The sequence below is a fragment of the Marivita sp. genome (assembly GCF_965656765.1).
In the GTDB taxonomy this organism is placed as follows: domain Bacteria; phylum Pseudomonadota; class Alphaproteobacteria; order Rhodobacterales; family Rhodobacteraceae; genus Marivita.
Genome location: NZ_CBFHLV010000008.1, coordinates 1 through 18,613, shown reverse-complemented (window position 1 = coordinate 18,613; position 18,613 = coordinate 1). Strand labels below are relative to the sequence as shown.

The 18,613-nt window shown below is 59.9% G+C and carries 16 protein-coding genes; 11 read left to right on the top strand and 5 right to left on the bottom strand.

Annotated features, from left to right (window positions below):
- Positions 1-56: 56 nt before the first annotated feature.
- Positions 57-3,557: a DNA polymerase III subunit alpha gene (gene dnaE / locus ACTG4M_RS04030; protein ID WP_439122412.1), complete on the bottom strand. Its 3,501-nt coding sequence runs from the start codon at positions 3,555-3,557 to the stop codon at positions 57-59.
- Between the two features lie 325 nt (positions 3,558-3,882).
- Here dnaE and xdhA point away from each other — a divergent pair, with 325 nt between their 5' ends.
- The 8 genes from xdhA (at position 3,883) to ACTG4M_RS03990 (ending at position 13,753) form a co-directional block, all read left to right on the top strand.
- A complete protein-coding gene (gene xdhA, locus ACTG4M_RS04025; protein WP_439122350.1) occupies positions 3,883-5,283 on the top strand; it encodes a xanthine dehydrogenase small subunit in 1,401 nt (466 codons plus the stop codon).
- Positions 5,280-7,691: a xanthine dehydrogenase molybdopterin binding subunit gene (gene xdhB / locus ACTG4M_RS04020; RefSeq protein WP_439122349.1), complete on the top strand. Its 2,412-nt coding sequence runs from the start codon at positions 5,280-5,282 to the stop codon at positions 7,689-7,691. The genes xdhA and xdhB overlap by 4 nt, the downstream gene beginning before the upstream one ends.
- Entirely contained in the window at positions 7,681-8,634 is a 954-nt protein-coding gene (gene xdhC / locus ACTG4M_RS04015; protein ID WP_439122348.1) for a xanthine dehydrogenase accessory protein XdhC, read from the top strand. Before xdhB ends, xdhC begins: the two co-directional genes overlap by 11 nt.
- The gene (locus ACTG4M_RS04010; RefSeq protein ID WP_439122347.1) at positions 8,589-10,124 is read left to right on the top strand and encodes an ABC transporter ATP-binding protein; all 1,536 of its coding nucleotides are present in this window, start codon (positions 8,589-8,591) and stop codon (positions 10,122-10,124) included. The genes xdhC and ACTG4M_RS04010 overlap by 46 nt, the downstream gene beginning before the upstream one ends.
- A gap of 150 nt (positions 10,125-10,274) precedes the next feature.
- Positions 10,275-11,363: an ABC transporter permease gene (locus ACTG4M_RS04005; protein ID WP_439122346.1), complete on the top strand. Its 1,089-nt coding sequence runs from the start codon at positions 10,275-10,277 to the stop codon at positions 11,361-11,363.
- Positions 11,360-11,665, top strand: a complete 306-nt coding sequence (locus tag ACTG4M_RS04000) for a hypothetical protein (RefSeq protein WP_439122345.1) — start codon at positions 11,360-11,362, stop codon at positions 11,663-11,665. Before ACTG4M_RS04005 ends, ACTG4M_RS04000 begins: the two co-directional genes overlap by 4 nt.
- A complete protein-coding gene (locus ACTG4M_RS03995; RefSeq protein ID WP_439122344.1) occupies positions 11,656-12,588 on the top strand; it encodes an ABC transporter permease in 933 nt (310 codons plus the stop codon). Before ACTG4M_RS04000 ends, ACTG4M_RS03995 begins: the two co-directional genes overlap by 10 nt.
- Before the next feature lie 61 nt (positions 12,589-12,649).
- Positions 12,650-13,753 carry a BMP family ABC transporter substrate-binding protein gene (locus ACTG4M_RS03990; RefSeq protein ID WP_439122343.1) on the top strand — a complete coding sequence of 368 codons (1,104 nt, stop codon included), beginning with the start codon at positions 12,650-12,652 and terminating at the stop codon, positions 13,751-13,753.
- A 161-nt stretch (positions 13,754-13,914) separates the two neighbouring features.
- Here the strand turns inward: ACTG4M_RS03990 and ACTG4M_RS03985 are convergent, their stop codons facing one another.
- Positions 13,915-14,517, bottom strand: a complete 603-nt coding sequence (locus ACTG4M_RS03985) for a TetR/AcrR family transcriptional regulator (RefSeq protein ID WP_439122342.1) — start codon at positions 14,515-14,517, stop codon at positions 13,915-13,917.
- A gap of 87 nt (positions 14,518-14,604) precedes the next feature.
- Here ACTG4M_RS03985 and ACTG4M_RS03980 point away from each other — a divergent pair, with 87 nt between their 5' ends.
- Entirely contained in the window at positions 14,605-15,027 is a 423-nt protein-coding gene (locus ACTG4M_RS03980) for a cupin domain-containing protein (RefSeq protein ID WP_439122341.1), read from the top strand.
- A gap of 117 nt (positions 15,028-15,144) precedes the next feature.
- On the top strand, positions 15,145-16,386 hold the full coding sequence (pepT, locus tag ACTG4M_RS03975) for a peptidase T (protein WP_439122340.1): 1,242 nt from the start codon (positions 15,145-15,147) through the stop codon (positions 16,384-16,386).
- A gap of 7 nt (positions 16,387-16,393) precedes the next feature.
- Here pepT and ACTG4M_RS03970 read toward each other — a convergent pair whose 3' ends face one another.
- Positions 16,394-16,801, bottom strand: a complete 408-nt coding sequence (locus tag ACTG4M_RS03970) for a c-type cytochrome (RefSeq protein ID WP_439122339.1) — start codon at positions 16,799-16,801, stop codon at positions 16,394-16,396.
- Between the two features lie 134 nt (positions 16,802-16,935).
- Here ACTG4M_RS03970 and ACTG4M_RS03965 point away from each other — a divergent pair, with 134 nt between their 5' ends.
- On the top strand, positions 16,936-17,640 hold the full coding sequence (locus tag ACTG4M_RS03965) for a DUF1194 domain-containing protein (RefSeq protein ID WP_439122338.1): 705 nt from the start codon (positions 16,936-16,938) through the stop codon (positions 17,638-17,640).
- Between the two features lie 9 nt (positions 17,641-17,649).
- On the opposite strand, the gene ACTG4M_RS03960 is transcribed toward ACTG4M_RS03965, so the two are convergent.
- Positions 17,650-18,129, bottom strand: a complete 480-nt coding sequence (locus tag ACTG4M_RS03960; protein WP_439122337.1) for a DUF6505 family protein — start codon at positions 18,127-18,129, stop codon at positions 17,650-17,652.
- Positions 18,126-18,613 (bottom strand): DUF4444 domain-containing protein (locus ACTG4M_RS03955; RefSeq protein ID WP_439122336.1); only part of this gene is annotated, 488 nt, incomplete at its 5' end. The genes ACTG4M_RS03955 and ACTG4M_RS03960, both read right to left, overlap by 4 nt.

Below are 18,613 nucleotides of genomic sequence, written 5' to 3'. Positions count from 1 at the left end.
GTAGCGATGGCGCGGCCACACGTCCAGCAGGGCTGCAATATCCCGCTTGCGGCGGCCTAAAGTTCTTCGACATCCAATACACCGCCCAGCGATTTGATCGCGCCCTTAATCTCGGGTGTCACGGGGAATTCGCGGGCTAAAGCCACATCAACCTCACCCGGAAGACCCGGCGCATTAAGGCAACAGATGCGGATCGGGCCCTTACCCGCTTTCGGCAATTGATCTGCCGCGCGGGTCAGGACAGACGCCACATGCGCGACCGCATCGGGTTCATCGACAAAGATGCGTAACCCCATGCTCACTGCGTCGGCAACGGCGATATCCACTGGCGCAACTGACCGGCCAAGCAGTTTGAGCTGATCAGATTCGAGCGTCGCCTCGCAAGTCACCATGACCTTTGATCCGGTCTCCAAATGATCGCGCGCAGCCTCCAACGTGTCCGAAAACAGCGTGACCTCATAGGCACCCGTCGGATCGCTTAGCTGAGCAAAGGCGAAACGGTTGCCACGGGCAGATTTCCGTTCCTGCCGCCCGGCAACCACACCCGCCATCTTGACCACGCATGGGCCGCCCTGCGCCTTGGCCAAAACATCGTCAAGCGTCATAGCGCCTTTGCGCTTGAGAGCGGACATGTAATCATCCAGCGGGTGACCAGACAGATAGAAGCCGACTGCCTTGAACTCTTCAGACAACCGTTCTGCAGGCAACCAGTCGGTGACAGGCGACAACCGCGGTTCGGGCAGGTCGTCACCCGCTTCACCAAACAGCGAAACCTGCGCCGACGCGCGTTGGTCATGGATTGCCGCCGAATACGCGACCAACGCATCAAGACTTTCGAACACACGGCGACGGTTGCGGTCCAACTGATCAAACGCACCCGACCGCGCCAGCATTTCCAAAGGCCGCTTGCCCACACGTTTCAGATCGACCCGGCGTGCCACATCGAAAAGGTTCACAAAAGGTTTGTCGCCACGACCCTCGACAATCAGCTTCATCGCTTCCACGCCGACATTCTTCAACGCGCCCAGCGCGTAAACCAGTGCCCCGTCCTGCACGTCGAACATCGCCTGAGAGCGGTTCACGCAGGGCGGCACCCACGGTAGGGAAAGCCCCTTTTTCACCTCTTCGAAAAACACACCCAGCTTGTCGGTCAGGTGAATATCGCAGTTCATCACCCCGGCCATAAACTCAACAGGGTGGTTCGCCTTGAGCCACGCCGTCTGGTAGCTGACCACGGCATAGGCAGCAGCGTGGGACTTGTTAAAGCCGTAATTGGCGAACTTTTCCAGAAGGTCGAACACCTCAGAGGCTTTCTTCGCCTCAACGCCGTTCTCTGCCGCGCCCTTTTCGAATTTAGGGCGTTCGGCGTCCATTGCCTCTTTGATTTTCTTACCCATCGCACGGCGCAACAGGTCGGCGCCGCCAAGGCTGTAACCCGCCATAACCTGCGCAATCTGCATCACCTGTTCCTGATAGACGATGATACCTTGCGTTTCCTCAAGGATATGGTCGATCAGCGGGTGCACGGATTCCCGTTCGCGCAAGCCGTTCTTGACCTCGCAATAGGTGGGAATGTTTTCCATCGGGCCGGGACGATAGAGCGCCACAAGCGCCACGATGTCTTCGATGCAGGTCGGCTTCATGCGCTTGAGCGCATCCATCATGCCCGAGCTTTCCACCTGGAACACCGCGACAGTCTTGGCCGCGGCGTAAAGCCTGTAGCTTTTTTCGTCATCCAGAGGGATATGGCTGATATCGTTTTCCGCGCCTTTGGCGGGTTGGTAAAGCTCGGTCCCGTCCGCAGCGACATGTAATGGGCGCCCGGTCTTAAAGATCATGTCGAGCGCGTATTGGATCACCGTCAGAGTCTTTAGGCCCAGAAAGTCGAACTTTACCAGACCGGCCTGTTCCACCCACTTCATGTTGAACTGGGTCGCGGGCATGTCCGAACGCGGGTCCTGGTAAAGCGGCACCAGCGCGTCCAGCGGACGGTCGCCGATCACCACACCTGCCGCGTGGGTCGAGGCGTTCCTAAGCAATCCTTCGACTTGCTGACCATAGGTCAAAAGCCGGTCCACCACCTCTTCCTCGCGCGCCATCTCGCGCAGGCGGGGTTCATCCTTGAGCGCTTTTTCGATGCTGACAGGTTTGACCCCTTCGACAGGGATCATCTTGGACAGACGGTCCACCTGCCCATACGGCATTTGCAACACCCGCCCCACGTCGCGCACCGCCGCCTTGGACAAGAGCGCACCAAAGGTGATGATCTGACCCACTTTATCTGTCCCGTACTTGTCCTGCACATAGCGGATCACCTCTTCACGGCGGTCCATGCAGAAGTCGATGTCGAAGTCGGGCATCGACACACGTTCCGGATTCAGGAAGCGTTCAAACAGAAGCTGATATCGCAGTGGATCGAGGTCGGTGATGGTCAACGCATAGGCCACCAACGACCCCGCACCCGACCCGCGCCCCGGCCCAACCGGAATGTCGTGGTCTTTGGCCCATTTGATAAAGTCGGCAACGATCAGGAAATAACCCGGAAAACCCATGCCTTCGATGATGTCCAACTCGAACTCAAGCCGGGCTTCATAGTCTTTGACCTCAGCCGCATGCGGAATCACCGCCAATCGCGCCTTGAGTCCCTCCCGTGCCTGACGCTTAAGCTCTTCGACCTCATCATCCGCAAATTTCGGCAAGATGGGATCGCGTCGATAGGCCATGAACGCGCAGCGTTTCGCGATCTCGATGGTGTTCTGTGTCGCCTCGGGCAGATCGGCAAACAACGTCACCATCTCTTGCGGGCTTTTGAAATAATGCTGCGGCGTCAATCGACGGCGCGGTTCCTGCTGATCGACATAGGCCCCGTCAGCGATACAGATCAGCGCATCATGCGCCTCGTACATGTCGGATTTCGGGAAATAGACATCATTGGTCGCCACCAGAGGCAGACCCATCGCATAGGCCATTTCGACAAAAGGGCGTTCGGTCAAACGTTCGTTTTCCGGCAGACCAGTGTCGCCGGGATGCCGCTGCAACTCGACGTAAAGCCGATCGCCGAATACCCCCGCAAGACGCTGCATCACCGCCTCGGCAGCACCGCGATTGCCTTGCTGCAAGATTCGCCCAATCGCCCCATCCGGCCCGCCGGTCAGGCAGATCACATCTTCGTTGTGCTGTGCCAGCTCATCCAGCGTGACATGCGGCAGCTCCCCGTCATGGCGCAGATACAGGCAGGAATTAAGCTTCATCAGATGCTCGTATCCAACCTCTGACTGCGCCAACAGAACCACAGGTGCGGGCGGCTTGGCCCGTTCACCCGGTACCGGGTCGGCCACGCGCAGATCAACCTGACAGCCAATGATCGGCTGAACCCCTGCCCCAGCGGCTCCAACTGAAAACTCAAGCGCTGCAAACAGGTTATTGGTGTCTGTCAACGCCACCGCCGGCATGTCCTTGGACACGCACAGATCTGGTAGTTTTTTAAGCCGAACCGCCCCTTCAAGAAGCGAATATTCGGAATGCACGCGAAGGTGAATGAATCGAGGTTCTGCCATGGCTGCCACGATATGCTGGGGTTGGATCATGCGAAAGCCCCAGACCTCGGATTTCATCCCGAATTCTAAACTCACGCTGTGTCACGCCTGACTTTCAGGCCATTCGCATAGCAAGGCCCTAGCGTCAGTCCTTTCAACGCCCAAATTTCCAGCAATCCTGCCTAGGCCCATCGGCGCGACCTTCCCGACGGGATCTTTTTCGCTTGCAAAACCGGCACCGCCTTGCCTAGCCTTGAGGTATAGCAGGGATACCCCGCGCACTTTCTACGCCGCATCGAGGGCGCGCAAAAACAGGGGCGAATGGTAAGGCGGCAGGTTATATCACATGGACATCACCTTTCTTCTGAACGGAGAGAGCGTGGAACTGCAGGACGTGTCGCCGACGGTGACACTGCTTGACTGGCTGCGTGACGAACGTGGGCTGACGGGAACCAAGGAAGGCTGCAACGAAGGTGATTGCGGCGCCTGCACGGTGATGGTCACAGACGCACGCGGCGCACGTGTACTGAACGCCTGCATCCTGTTTCTGCCGCAGCTTCAGGGATGCGCCGTGCGCACGGTCGAAGGCATCAGCGGCCCGGACGGCACTCTGCACCCGGTTCAACAGGCGATGATCGACCACCACGGCTCGCAATGCGGCTTTTGTACTCCTGGCTTTGTCGTGTCGATGGCGGTGGCGCATTTGAATGGTGACACTGGCCACGACGATGCGCTCGCGGGCAATCTCTGCCGCTGCACCGGCTACGCCCCAATCATCCGCGCAGCACAAGCCGCCACCGACCAGCCCGTGCCCGATTGGATGAAAGACGCTCCCCCTGCTTCTCTGGTTCATAAATATCCTTCGGGGGGTCCGGGGGGCAGACAGCCCCCCGGCGTCGATGCCCCCGAAACGCTAGAGGAGCTTGCCACCGCCTACGCCGCGCGCCCCGACGCAACCCTGATCGCAGGTGCCACGGATGTGGGTCTCTGGGTCACGAAATCCTTGCGCGATCTGGATGAGGTGATCTTTCTCAACCGCTGCCGCGATCTGCAGGAGATCGCGGACTCCGAAGACACCCTCCGGATCGGTGCGGGGGTCACGATGGACCGCGTGCTGGCGGCAGTCAAAGATCTACATCCATCTTATGCTGAAATGATCCGCCGGTATGGCTCGGCACAGGTGCGCGCAGCAGCCACCATTGGTGGCAACATCGCCAACGGCTCACCCATTGGCGACAATCCTCCAGCCTTAATTGCCCTTGGTGCAACCCTGCATCTGCGCGCCGGCGACCACTGCCGCGACATGGCGTTGGAAGACTTTTTTATCGACTACGGCAAACAGGACAGGGCCAAAGGCGAATTCGTGGAAGCCGTCACTCTCCCGCGCCACGCCCCGGGCTTGAAAGTCTACAAACTGTCCAAACGCTTTGACCAGGATATCTCTGCCGTCTGCGGTGCGTTCAACATCACCATCGCAGACGGCCTCGTCACAGATGCCCGCATCGCGTTCGGCGGCATGGCTGGTACCCCGAAACGCGCAGGCACGGTCGAAGCGGTCCTAAAAGGGGCCAAGTGGACCGAGAACACAATCCGCACCGCGATGGCCAAAATGGCCGATGACTTTGCCCCACTGACCGATATGCGGGCCTCTGCTGATTATCGTCTACGGGCTGCGGAAAACATGTTGTTGCGCTATTGGCACGAGGATCAAGGCACTCAGTCAAATGTCTTGGACGTGTCGTCATGAGTGTCGCAAAACCCCTGCCCCATGATGCCGCCCGCCTGCATGTCACAGGACAGGCGCGCTATGTCGATGACATTCCCACTCCACAAAACACGCTGCACCTGGCATTCGGCCTAAGCACGATTGCCGCTGGTCGCATCACCTCGATCAATCTGGACGAGGTGCGCGCTGCGCCCGGTGTAGTCGCAGTTTGGGAGGCTAAGGACCTGCCCAGCGATTGCGATTGTTCTCCCTCAAACCACGACGAACCGATGTTGTCCGGAGCCTCGATCAAATATCTGGGCCAGCCCGTTTTTCTGGTCGCAGCCACCAGCCACCTCGCCGCCCGAAAGGCGGCGCGTCTTGGTCAGATCAGCTATGCCGAACGCGACGCGATCCTGACCATCGACGAGGCGCTGGCCGCAGACAGCCGGTTCGAGGACGGGCCACGCATCTGGGAAAAGGGAGATGCGGGCGAAGCCATCGACACCGCCCCACGCCAGATCAGTGGCGTGATCGAAATGGGTGGGCAAGAGCATTTCTACCTTGAGGGCCAATCCGCTATGGCGCTGCCGCAGGAAGGCGGCGACGTGGTGGTGCATTCCTCGACCCAACACCCGACCGAGATTCAACACAAAGTTGCCCATGCGCTACATTTACCGATGCACGCCGTCCGCGTCGAAACCCGGCGCATGGGCGGCGGGTTCGGCGGCAAGGAAAGCCAGGGCAACGCACTCGCCATTGCCTGCGCCGTGGTCGCATCGGCCACCGGTAAACCGGCCAAGATGCGCTATGATCGTGACGATGATTTCATGATCACCGGCAAGCGACATGATTTCCGCATCGCCTACCGCGTGGGCTTTGACAATCAGGGCGCGATCCTCGGGATCGAGTTCGAACAATATACACGCTGCGGCTGGGCGCAGGATTTGTCGATCCCGGTCGCCGACCGCGCGATGCTGCATGCCGACAACGCCTATCACCTGCCAAATGCGCGGATTGAGAGCCACCGGCTCAAGACCAATACCCAAAGCGCCACCGCCTTTCGCGGGTTCGGCGGCCCGCAGGGCATGCTGGGGATCGAACGGGTTATGGACCATATCGCGCATGACATTGGTCTCGACCCGGTCACTGTGCGTCAGGCAAATTACTATTTGCCTGAGGTTGAGGGGGGCCAGCCCCCCGCGCCTCCGGCGCCCCCCCGGAGTTTACCTGGCAAGATGAAGGAGCAGGACATCGCCTCGCGCGGGTCTGAAGAGCTGGTCGAGAACACTGGCGCAATGGGTGCTGAGGCAGGGCAAACCACACCCTACGGCCAAGTTGTCGAGGATTTCATTCTGCACGAGATGACAGACCGGCTGCTGGAATCGTCCGGGTACGCCGCACGCCGCGCCGCGGTGACAGAATGGAACGCGGACAATGCTGTGATCAAAAAGGGCATCGCCTTTTCGCCTGTAAAGTTCGGTATTTCGTTCACACTCACGCATCTGAACCAAGCGGGCGCGCTGGTGCATGTGTACCAGGATGGGTCGATCCATATGAACCACGGCGGCACCGAGATGGGACAAGGCCTGTTCCAAAAGGTGGCGCAGGTGGCAGCAGATCGTTTTGGCGTGCCGCTGGAGATGGTCAAGATCACCGCGACGGATACGGCCAAGGTGCCGAACACCTCGGCCACAGCAGCCTCTTCCGGGTCGGACCTGAATGGCATGGCAGTCAAGGTGGCCTGCGACACGATCCGCGACCGGATGGCGAACCATCTGGCGAGCCTCCACCAATGTGACGCGCATGATGTGGTCTTTGCCGAAGGCAACGTTACCGTCCAGGGCGAAACCTACAGCTTTGCGCAGGTCGCACAACTGACCTACGAAGCACGGATCAGTCTATCGGCCACCGGCTACTACCGAACGCCAAAACTCAGCTGGGACCGCATCAAGGGTCAGGGTCGCCCGTTCTTTTACTTTGCCTACGGCGGCGCAATCAGCGAAGTGGCCGTGGACACGTTGACCGGCGAATACCGAATTCTGCGTACAGATATTCTGCATGATCCTGGCAGCAGCCTGAACCCCGCGCTTGACATTGGACAGGTCGAAGGCGGGTTTGTGCAAGGCGCGGGCTGGCTTACGACTGAGGAACTGGTCTGGGACGAGGTCGGCCACCTGCGCACCCACGCGCCGTCGACTTACAAGATCCCAGCCTGTTCGGACCGCCCGGACGTGTTCAACGTGGCGCTCTGGGAGGGTCGCAACCGCGAAGATACGATCTACCGCTCTAAGGCGGTTGGCGAACCTCCGTTCATGCTGGGCATGTCGGTCTTTCTGGCGCTGTCGAATGCGGTGGCGGCCTGTGGCGACGGCTATCCAGCCCTAGACGCACCCGCGACGCCGGAACGTGTGCTTGCGGCAATTGAAGGGGTGCGAGATGGCGTTTGATCTGAACGCCTTAAGTGCCGCTGTCGCCCGTCACGGCCCAGTCGCGCGCGTCGTTATCGCCGATGTGCAGGGCTCCTCTCCGCGCGAGGTCGGCACTGCAATGCTCGTCTGGAAAGGCGGTCAGTCTGGCACCATCGGCGGCGGCGCTTTGGAGTATCAAGCGGCCCAACAGGCATTTCAGCGCGAGGGCTTCAGTCGTCATCCGCTTGGTCCCGAGCTAGGCCAATGCTGTGGCGGCGCGGTGACCCTGCTGACCGAGGTGTACGATACCAACCGGCTTTCGGCCTTGGAAGGCGAAACGGTGTTTGCGCGGGGGCCCGGCGACATGCCGCTGGCGGTCAAGCGCCTGACCACCTGCGCCCGCAACCAAGGTGTCGATCTGCGCCCCCGCATGTTGCACGGATGGTATGTTGAAGCTTTCACACAGCTCAGCCAAAAAATATGGATCTGGGGTGCAGGCCATGTCGGGCGGGCGCTGGTCGATGTTCTGGACCCGATTCCAGAATTCGACCTCACCTGGGTCGATACCGCACCAAACCGCTTTCCCGATCGCGTCCCGGACACCGTGAACGCTCTGCCCGCGAGCGATCCGCTCCGCGTCGTTCGCCATGCGCCCGCAGACGCCGCGCATGTTGTCGTGACCTACTCGCACGCACTGGATCTGGGCCTGTGCGACGCTCTCTTGCACCGCGGTTTCCGATTTGCCGGGCTGATCGGATCAGACACAAAATGGGCGCGCTTCATATCGCGCCTCAAGAAAATGGGGCACACCGACGCCCAAATAACTCGCATTTGCTGCCCGATTGGGCAAAAATCACTCGGAAAGCACCCGCAGGCGATTGCCGTTGGGGTCGCTGCGCAGCTATTGAGCCTTTCAACGACCAAAGCAGGTGCCACGTGCCAACCAACGCGCCAGACGACCTCTTACGCCTCTCGGGCCTGACCAAAGCGTATCCCGGCGTCGTCGCCAATGACGACGTGTCCTTCGACATCCGCGAAGGCGAGATTCACGCATTGCTTGGTGAAAACGGGGCTGGCAAGTCGACGCTGGTCAAGATGATCTACGGGCTGGTCAAGCCTGACAAGGGCACGATGACCCTACGCGGAGCCCCTTATGCGCCGTCTGAACCAAGTGCTGCGCGCAAATCCGGGGTCGCGATGGTGTTTCAGCACTTTTCGCTGTTCGATGCGCTGGATGTGGCCGAGAACGTGGCGCTTGGCATGGAGAACCCGCCACCCCGTCGCGATCTGGCCAAGCAAATTCGGGACGTGTCGGAAACCTACGGTCTGCCGCTTGATCCTGCGCGAACCGTCGGCACGCTCTCGGCAGGCGAACGCCAACGGGTCGAGATCATTCGGTGTCTGCTGCAAGACCCGCGCCTCCTGATCATGGATGAACCAACATCGGTCCTGACCCCGCAAGAGGTCGAAATCCTGTTCCAAACGCTGCGCAAGCTGAAGTCCGAAGGCACGGCGATTCTGTATATCAGCCACAAGCTCGAAGAAATCCGCACGCTTTGCGATCACGCCACCATCCTGCGCTTGGGGAAAAAGGTCGCAACCTGCACCCCGTCGGAAACCACGGCCCGCCAGATGGCGGAAATGATGATCGGGTCCAGCTTTGCCTCTCCCGCTGCGAAACACACCACACCCGGCGAGGTGCTGCTACGGGTCGACAACCTGACCATGCCCGCCCCTGGTGCGTTTGGCACACCGCTGCGCGGGATCAGTTTTGAGCTGCGCTCTGGCGAAGTCTTGGGCTTTGGCGGCGTTGCAGGCAACGGACAGGACGAATTGCTGCTGGCGCTGTCTGGGGAACGCACGACCAAACGCGGCACGATCTGGGTCAAAGGCGCGGATGTGAGCCGCGATGGCCCTGTCCAAAGGCGCGCGTCCGGCTTTCTGACAGCGCCCGAAGAACGGCTGGGTCATGCCGCAGCCCCGAACATGAGCCTCACGGAAAACGCCGTGCTCACTGCGGGGAGGCGACAAAAGCTGGTGAACAACGGCTTCATCAATTGGAAACGCGCCGATGGCTTTGCCGCGGATGTGATCAAACGCTTCGACGTGCGCACTCCCGGCACCCATGTCGCGGCCCGCGCGCTGTCGGGTGGCAACCTGCAAAAGTTCGTTATCGGTCGCGAAGTGGCTCAGAACCCTGACATCCTTATCGTCAACCAACCCACATGGGGCGTGGATGCGGCGGCGGCGGCTGCCATCCGACAGGCGTTGCTTGATCTGGCGTCCAAAGGTGCTGCAATCCTCGTGGTCAGTCAGGATCTGGACGAGCTGCTGGAAATCTCGGACCGGTTTGGCGCGTTGAACGAAGGGCGGCTGTCAGCGCTCAAACCGGTGGCGGACCTCAACATGGAAGAGATCGGCCTGATGATGGGTGGCGCGCATGACATGGAGGTGGCCCATGTTGAGGCATGACGCATTGGCCAACAGGCCCACCAAAACGGTGTCGTTGTATTTGCATATTTTTGAAAAGAAGAAGCAGGAGCGGTACGCGCCACCCCCTCGTTCTTCTTTTTCCAAATATGCAAAATACGCATGCCGCCCCGCACATCCGGAGGGTCTGCGATGATCCGTCTCGAAAAGCGCCCGCAGCCATCCAAGGCTTGGACCGTCGCAACCCCGGTCCTTGCCGTTCTGCTGACGATGCTGTTCGGCGGCATCATGTTCGGCCTGATCGGCACATCCCCGGTCGAAGCGATCCGCACGATCTTCTGGGATCCTCTGTTCCACCCACAATTCGCAGCTTTTTCGCGACCACAACTGCTGGTGAAGGCAGGGCCACTGATTCTGATTGCCATCGGTCTGTCCATTGGCTTTCGCGCGGGCATCTGGAACATTGGCGCCGAGGGCCAATACATCATGGGTGCGATTTGCGGTGCTGCGGCTGGACTTGCGCTCTACCCGATGGAGTCGGTATTGATCCTGCCGCTGATGATCATCGCAGGGGCGCTTGGCGGCTGGGCTTGGGCGATGATCCCCGCGCTCTTGAAAGTTAAGTTCGGGACCAACGAGATTCTCGTGTCTTTGATGCTGGTCTACGTGGCCGAGAACATACTTGCGTCTGTGTCCTCAGGGCTCTTGCGCAACCCCGAAGGCATGGGCTTTCCCGGCTCGCGCAACCTGTCACAGTGGTCGTCTTCACAGAACCTTGAGCTGATGCCCAACACCGGCATGCATCTGGGCGTGCTGACGGCATTCATTGCAGTGATCCTCGCCTACGTCCTGCTGACGCGGCACATTCAAGGCTTCAACATCCGCCTGACCGGAGAGGCCCCGCGCGCTGCGAAATTCTCAGGTGTGTCCCCAGCCCGCACAATCCTGTTCTGCCTTGGCCTTGCCGGGGCCTTGGCCGGAATGGCAGGGCTTTTCGAAGTCACCGGCCCCGCAGGCCAGGTCAGCATCGACTTTGGTTCGGGCTACGGCTTCACCGCGATTATCGTGGCCTTCCTTGGCCGCTTGCACCCGGTGGGCATCCTGCTGGCCGGGCTGTTGATGGCGCTGACCTATATTGGCGGCGAACTGGCGCAGTTGATGCTGGGCGTGCCAGGCGCGTCGATCCAGCTATTCCAGGGGATGTTGCTGTTCTTCCTGCTGGGGGTCGATGTCTTGACTAACTATCGGCTGCGGTGGGGAACAGGCGAGGTGACAACATGAGACCGAAGGTTATAATTCCGGTTGGCATGGGGATCATGATGGGCGCAATGGCGCTGATGATGATACACGGCGTTCTGACCGGCAACGGTGGTGCGTCGGGTGTGCTTTTTGTGCTGGCCCATGTGGCGGTGATCGGGCTTGCGGCGGTGGGTGTCGCCTTTGGTTTGCACCGCCGCTGGCCTGTGCTCGCGCGGGTTCTCGCACATCGTCCAACGCTGCGGCATGTCGGTCTGATGCTGGCCGTGGCGCTCGCCACCGCAGGGATCATTCATCTGGTTCACGGAGCCCCGACATGGACCTGAGCAACATCAACCCCATCCTCTTGGTCGCGTCGATCATGATCTCTGCCACACCGATCCTGCTGGCGGCTATCGGCGAAATGGTGGTCGAGAAATCAGGCGTCCTGAACCTTGGAGTCGAGGGCATGATGATCACCGGGGCAGTGATCGGCTTTATCGTCGCCATCAACACCGGCGCACCTTTGCTGGGCTTTGCCACGGCGGCGATTGCGGGCGCTGCTTTGTCGCTGACGTTCGGCGTGCTGACGCAGGTATTTCTGTCCAATCAGGTGGCCACCGGCCTGGGCCTTACGCTGGTCGGCTTGGGACTGTCGTCGCTGTTGGGCAAACCCTACGAGGGGCAAAAGACTGTCAGCCTACCCAAACTCGACATCCCCGTCCTCAGCGACCTGCCTGTCGTGGGCCGGATGCTCTTTTCTCATGACATCATGGTCTACCTGAGCCTGTGCATCGTCGTCGCTGTCTGGGCATTCCTCAAGTACACCCGGGCCGGGCTGATCCTGCGCGCGGTGGGCGAGAGCCACGAAAGCGCGCACGCCTTGGGCTACAAGGTGGTGCGCGTGCGCCTGCTTGCGATCATGTTCGGCGGCGCCTGTGCCGGGTTGGGCGGCGCATACCTCAGCCTTGTGCGCGTGCCGCAATGGACCGAGGGCATGACCGCCGGTGCGGGCTGGATCGCACTGGCCATTGTGGTCTTTGCCAGCTGGCGCCCGGGCCGTGTTCTGATCGGTGCGTATCTTTTCGGCGGCATCACGGTACTCCAGCTGAATTTGCAAGCCGCTGGACTGACATGGGGTGTGCAGTACTTGTCGATGTCACCATATCTGATAACCATCCTCGTGCTTGTTTTCATCTCGTCCAACCGCAAGCGCAGCAGCCACGACGCGCCAGCGAACCTTGGACAAACCTTCCATGCGACCCGGTGAGACAACCGGGAGCATTCACTCAATCGGGGTGCCAGGCACCTCACCAACCGGGAGACTATCTATGATCCGCAGAACCCTACTTGCGACAGCCGCAGCAGGCCTGACACTGGCCTTTGGCGCCCCCGCCATGGCGCAAGACGTGACCAAGGCGTGTTTCGTCTATGTCGGCCCCATCGGCGATGGCGGCTGGACGTACCAGCACCATCAAGGCGCGTTGGCCGTCAAGGAAGAGTACGGCGATAAGGTCGAAATCGCATGGCAGGAAAGCGTACCGGAAGGCGCCGATGCCGAACGTGTGATCACTCAGATGGCGCTGTCGGGCTGCAACATCATCTTCACCACATCCTTCGGTTACATGGACCCGACCAACAATGTCGCGGCCAAGTTCCCGGACGTGAAGTTTGAACATTCCACCGGCTACAAGCGCGAGCATCCGAACGTATCGACTTATAACGCGCGGTTCTACGAAGGCCGCGCCGTTGTGGGCCACATCGCGGGCAAGATGACCCAGACCAACAAGATCGGTTACATCGGGTCCTTCCCGATCCCCGAAGTGATCATGGGCATCAATTCGTACTACCACCATGCCAAGCTGGCGAACCCAGATGTCGAGCTGGTTGTGACATGGGCCTACACATGGTTCGACCCTGCGAAAGAGGCCGACGCCGCACGCGCCATGCTCGATCAAGGTGTCGACGTAATCACGGCCCACACCGACTCCACTGCACCACTTGCCGAGATCGGCAAGGAAGGCGGCAGCGCATGGGGCTTTGGTCAGGCGTCCGACATGGCGGCCTTCACCACCAACGATGACGGCACCCCCGGCCCGCGTATCGCATCCATCATCGACGAATGGTCGCCCTACTACGTCAAGCGCGTTGGCGCTCTGATGGACGGCTCTTATGAGCAGATAGACAGCTGGGCGGGCATGCCCGAGGGCGAAGTCGTAATCGGTGAAATGAACGACGCCATCCCCGCCGATGTGCAAGCCGAAGCACAGGCGATGATCGACGCGATCACAGCAGGCGAATACCACCCGTTCACAGGCCCGATGAACAAACAGGACGGTTCTGCATGGCTGGCCGAGGGTGAAACAGCAGATGACGGCACGCTGCTGGGCATGGACTTCTACATCGAAGGCATCACCAGCGAGATCCCGAACTGATCGGACTACGTTGGCTTTAAGGCCAACTACCCTAAAGCACTGAGACACAAAAGCGCCCGGAAATTCTTCGGGCGCTTTTTCCACTAAGCGGGTTTTGTTGCACTGATGAACACTGCAACCCCTTTGCACTCGGGCTGTTCATCATGCTTTCCCAATCTGGCTCACTCCTCCGGCTCAACCAACACCGAAAGTGCCAAGTCCAGTACTTCTTTGGGGTCTTGGCCTCTGGCTCGATGGTCAAGCGCCATTCCGATTTGCGCGTGCAGGTATCTTGCCGCCAACTCCACCGAGATGTCGTTTTTCAACTGACCTGACGCGCTCGCTTCGGTCAGCAGGCCGACGAAGGCATCGAACGCCATGTCTTCGATCTGGTCGATCAACTCTTGGGTTTGCGGCCCCATCTGCGCTTTGGTGCTGCGCATACTGACAAACAGGCAGCCGTGTTCGTGCAACGGGTCTTCGGCCGAGAGAAAAGCGATTTTGCGAATCTTGTCGGCAACTCCGTCGTCACTGCCAACGATAGCCAGCATCTCCGACAGCACAGTTTCGGCATATCTTTGAAGGGCAGCCGCGGACAAACCATCGTCATTGCCGAATTCTCGGTACACCGACGGTTTGGACACCCCAGCCCGTTGGCAGACCTCGTTCAACGACACCTCGCTTGGTCCCTCCTCCCAATAGGCGTGCATCGCCACGTCGATCACGTGGTCTTTGCTAAGTGTCTTCGGGCGTCCTCGCCCCGGCTTCTTGGTTTCTGATGACATTTTATACCAGTCGGTTTTTTATTATTGACAGTAGTCAAATTTTATTCGTACCAACCAGTACCAAATAATTCCAAACAGGACAAACCAATGTTGAAGACTTTGATTTCTGCAGTCGCAGCTGCCCTTATCTCGACCTCTGTTATGGCCGAAAGCCACAGCCACGGGGGTGCCCACGTCTCGCTCGACACGGTGGAATGGGTCGATGCACCGATCCCGGGCGTACAGCTTGCATTGGCGTGGGGCAACGACGCGACAGGTGCCGCTTGGCTTATCAAGATGGGCCCCGGTGTCGCCCTTCCAATGCACATACATACCCACGATTATTGGGGGCTGAGCATCCAAGGCAACTGGGTCCACATCGAAGAAGACGGGACCGAGGTTCCTACCGGCGCGGGCGACTATGCGTTCGTGAAAGGCGGCGTCGTGCATGCTGACCGCTGTGATGGCGACGTACCGTGTATTGGCCTGCTCGACTTCGCCGGCCCTCGCGACGTGGCTCTTGCCGAATAACCCGAGTTTCAAACATCTTGGCCAGCCACAAGACTTCCCGTGGCTGGCAATTCTAGTCCCTCTTGACTCTTCCACCCTCGTCCGGCCCCCTCCACCCAACCAAACGAGGAGCCACCCATGCACCCCTTCCACGATGAGCTGAAGACCCGTCTGGTCCGCTATTGCGCTATCGACAGCCAATCGGACATGGACCGACCTGGCGCGCCATCGACAGAGTGTCAGCATGACATGCTCGACCTGATGGTCACTGAACTGACCGAGATGGGTGCATCAGACGTGACCAAAACCGCCTATGGCACGGTCATCGCCACGATCCCCGGCACCGCCCCGGGTCCAACCATCGGCTTTCTGGCGCATGTCGACACTGCCCCACAATTCAACGCCACAGATGTCAAACCCCGCGTGGTCGAAGGGTACAATGGCGGAGCAATCACCTATCCGGACGACCCTGATCTGGTGCTATCCCCCGACGACTTTCCCTATCTGGCGGAAAAGGTCGGGCATGACATCGTCACGGCTTCCGGCCTGACTCTGCTCGGCGCAGATGACAAAGCCGGGGTCGCCATCATCATGGCCGCAGCCCGTCATCTTTTGGAAAACCCGGATATCAAGCGCCCGACGATCCGTGTGGCGTTTACCCCTGACGAAGAAATCGGGCGCGGCGTGGATGAAAACCTGCCCGCCGATCTGGGTGTCGATTTTGCCTACACCTTCGACGGTGGCGAGTTGGGGGAAATCACCTACGAAACATTCTCAGCCGATTTCGCCGTCGTTACCGTGACCGGGGTGTCGATCCATCCCGGCACTGCAAAAGACAAGCTGGTCAACGCCATTCACTTGGCATCGAAAATCGTCGAGACCTTGCCGCAGGTCACCATGACGCCGGAAACGACGGACGGGGCGGATGGCTTTATCCATGCCGTCGACATGCAGGGCAGCGCGGACCAGATGGTGCTGCGCCTTATCCTGCGCGACTTCGAACGTGACGGGCTCGAGGCCAAGGGCGCGTTGCTGCGTCAGGTCTGCGACACCATCGCCGCCACGGAACCCCGCGCCGAAATCACCTGCGCCATCACCCCACAATACCGCAACATGCGGTACTGGCTTGAAAACGATATGACGCCGGTAAATCTGGCGCGTGACGCTCTGGCCGATCTCGGAATTCAGGAACTTTCAGTCCCGATCCGAGGCGGCACCGACGGGTCGCGCCTGACCGAGATGGGCGTTCCTTGCCCCAACCTCTTTACCGGCATGCAAAACATCCACGGCCCACTGGAATGGGTGTCGGTGCAGGACATGACGAAAGCGACCGATCTATGCCTGAGGATCGCGGAACGGGCAGCGACATCCGAGGACTAAGTGCTGACTAGTCCGTGCTCTGTACCGATTGTAGATACCCAACCAAATCCGCAATCGGGTCCGATACAAGGATCGGCTGCCCGCTTGGCAGTTTCATTGGCGTGTTGGCCACACCTTCGAAATAGGGACCGTAGACAGGCATGGGCGATCCATGGCTGACCAATGGGTCCGTCCCGTCGATCCGTTTGAGAACCCGCTCTAACGGGAACACGCCGTCGTGACGCGCGGCCAACGCAGTGAGGTCCACAGGCTGCAAGACCAGCGCTGGGGCCAGCGGCCCCTGCCCTTTGGCATCCGCCCCGTGACATGTGGCGCAATGGGTTTGAAACAGGGCACGCCCATGATCGACGTCCTGCGCCATCAACGGCGCAGCGGTCAGGGCAAGAAGGGAAAAGCAGGCAAAAGCACGTCGCATGGAAGACACTCCGACTGACAAAAGATGCATCAATTATGCAGGCAAACCAGCAGCATTGCGTTGATCCGGATCAATCCTTTTGAGGTCTGCGGTGATTGCCCTAGCTATAAATCATCCAGCCAAGAGGATTTGTTATGCGCCGCCTGTTCCTGATCCTTCTGCTTAACCTCGCCGCCCCCGCTTTTGCGCAAGACACCGATCTTGAATTGGTGCTGCTCGCCGATGCATCCGGCTCCATCGACCAGCGAGAGATCGACTTTCAACGTCAAGGCTACGCACAGGCGATCACCGATCCCGAGGTGCTGGCCGCCATTGCCAATACGGCCTATGGCTCAATTGCCGTCACCTATGTCGAATGGGCCGCCAATCAGGCCGTTGTCGCCGACTGGACACGCATTGATGGGCCGGACAGTGCCACGTTGTTCGCTGCAGAATTGCTCAACAAACCGCGACAGGCCTACGGGCGCAACGCCATAGGTGCAGCATTGCTCGAAGGCCTGCGATTGATGGACACCAACGATTTCGATGGCTGGCGGCGGGTGATCGATTTTTCCGGCGACTCCGTACGCAGCTATTCCGGCCCGTCGATCGCCGAAGCGCGCGACACCGTCGTGGCAGCGGGCGTGACGATCAACGCATTGCCAATCCTGCGCCCCGACGATCCGGGCCGCGCGCAGGGCGGGCTTGAGGCGCAATACGAGGCGCAGATCATCGGCGGACTGGGCGCCTTTGTGGTGACAGCAGAGAACCGGGCCTCTTTTGCCGAAGCGGTGAAGCGCAAGCTGATCTTGGAAATCTCTGGCGAGATGCCGACGCAAGATGTGGCAGACGCGCGCTGACTTGACCGTCTACTCGTCCAATGACCCATGCACGGCCAAAAGCGCCATATCCGCCTCTTGCGGCTCGATCACACGAAACGCTTCTTTCACCCCGGCCTCAGTCAACTCTCGGCTGACCGTCAAAAGCGTGTTGGGCGCATGTTCGTCGCACAGCTCGGCCATATGCGCGATTTCGGCCTCGGCCACCGGGCGCGCGGCATCCACCGACGGTGCGCCATAAAGATCAACGAAATGCTGCGCCAATCCCTGCACCAAGGCTTCGTGCTCTGATGGCTCCAACTGCGTCACTGCAACAAAGCTCACCCGACCAAAGGTTTCGACCCCCAGCCAGCCATTGGTGAACGCCTGTTTTGCGCGGCCTTCCAAATCGACCTCGGACCAGTTGGAAAATTCGAACCCGCCCGAGATGCACCACTCGCCTGTGCGGGCCGGGGAATGAAAGACGCGCTGATCGCTTTCGTCGAAATGAATGGCTCGTGCGAGTTTCATGAACGGATCTCCAGAAGGTCAGTCACCGGCAAGAGCATGGTCTGCCCATCGCTGCGAAGCAAGAGGCCAAGCTTTTCATCCAGTCCCAGAAAATGACCCGATTGGCCAAGAAAGGTTCCGTCCTCGCCCATTGCATAGGCCAAACCAGCCCATTCAGTGTGCAGCGGTCCCATGCCTTCGCTTTCCCATCGGCTGATCCAATTCAGCAGATGCCGCGACCAGCTTTCCAGCAGATCGGTTGGGGTCAGGTCCCCACAGCCTTCGCTCATCAGGTCGGTTTCATCGGGTGTCTCGCCGCCTGCAACGGTGTCGCGGGCGAAAATCAATTCGAACCCGGTGACCAGCCACCCCGGTTCTGCGCCACTATCCCGCGTGTCTGTTGCACCACGCACCCCGCCGCACACCGCACCGTTGACCCGGATCCCTCCGTCCCAGCACAGATGCACAGCCAGTTCCGACGGTCCCACAGCGCCCAGTGCATTCT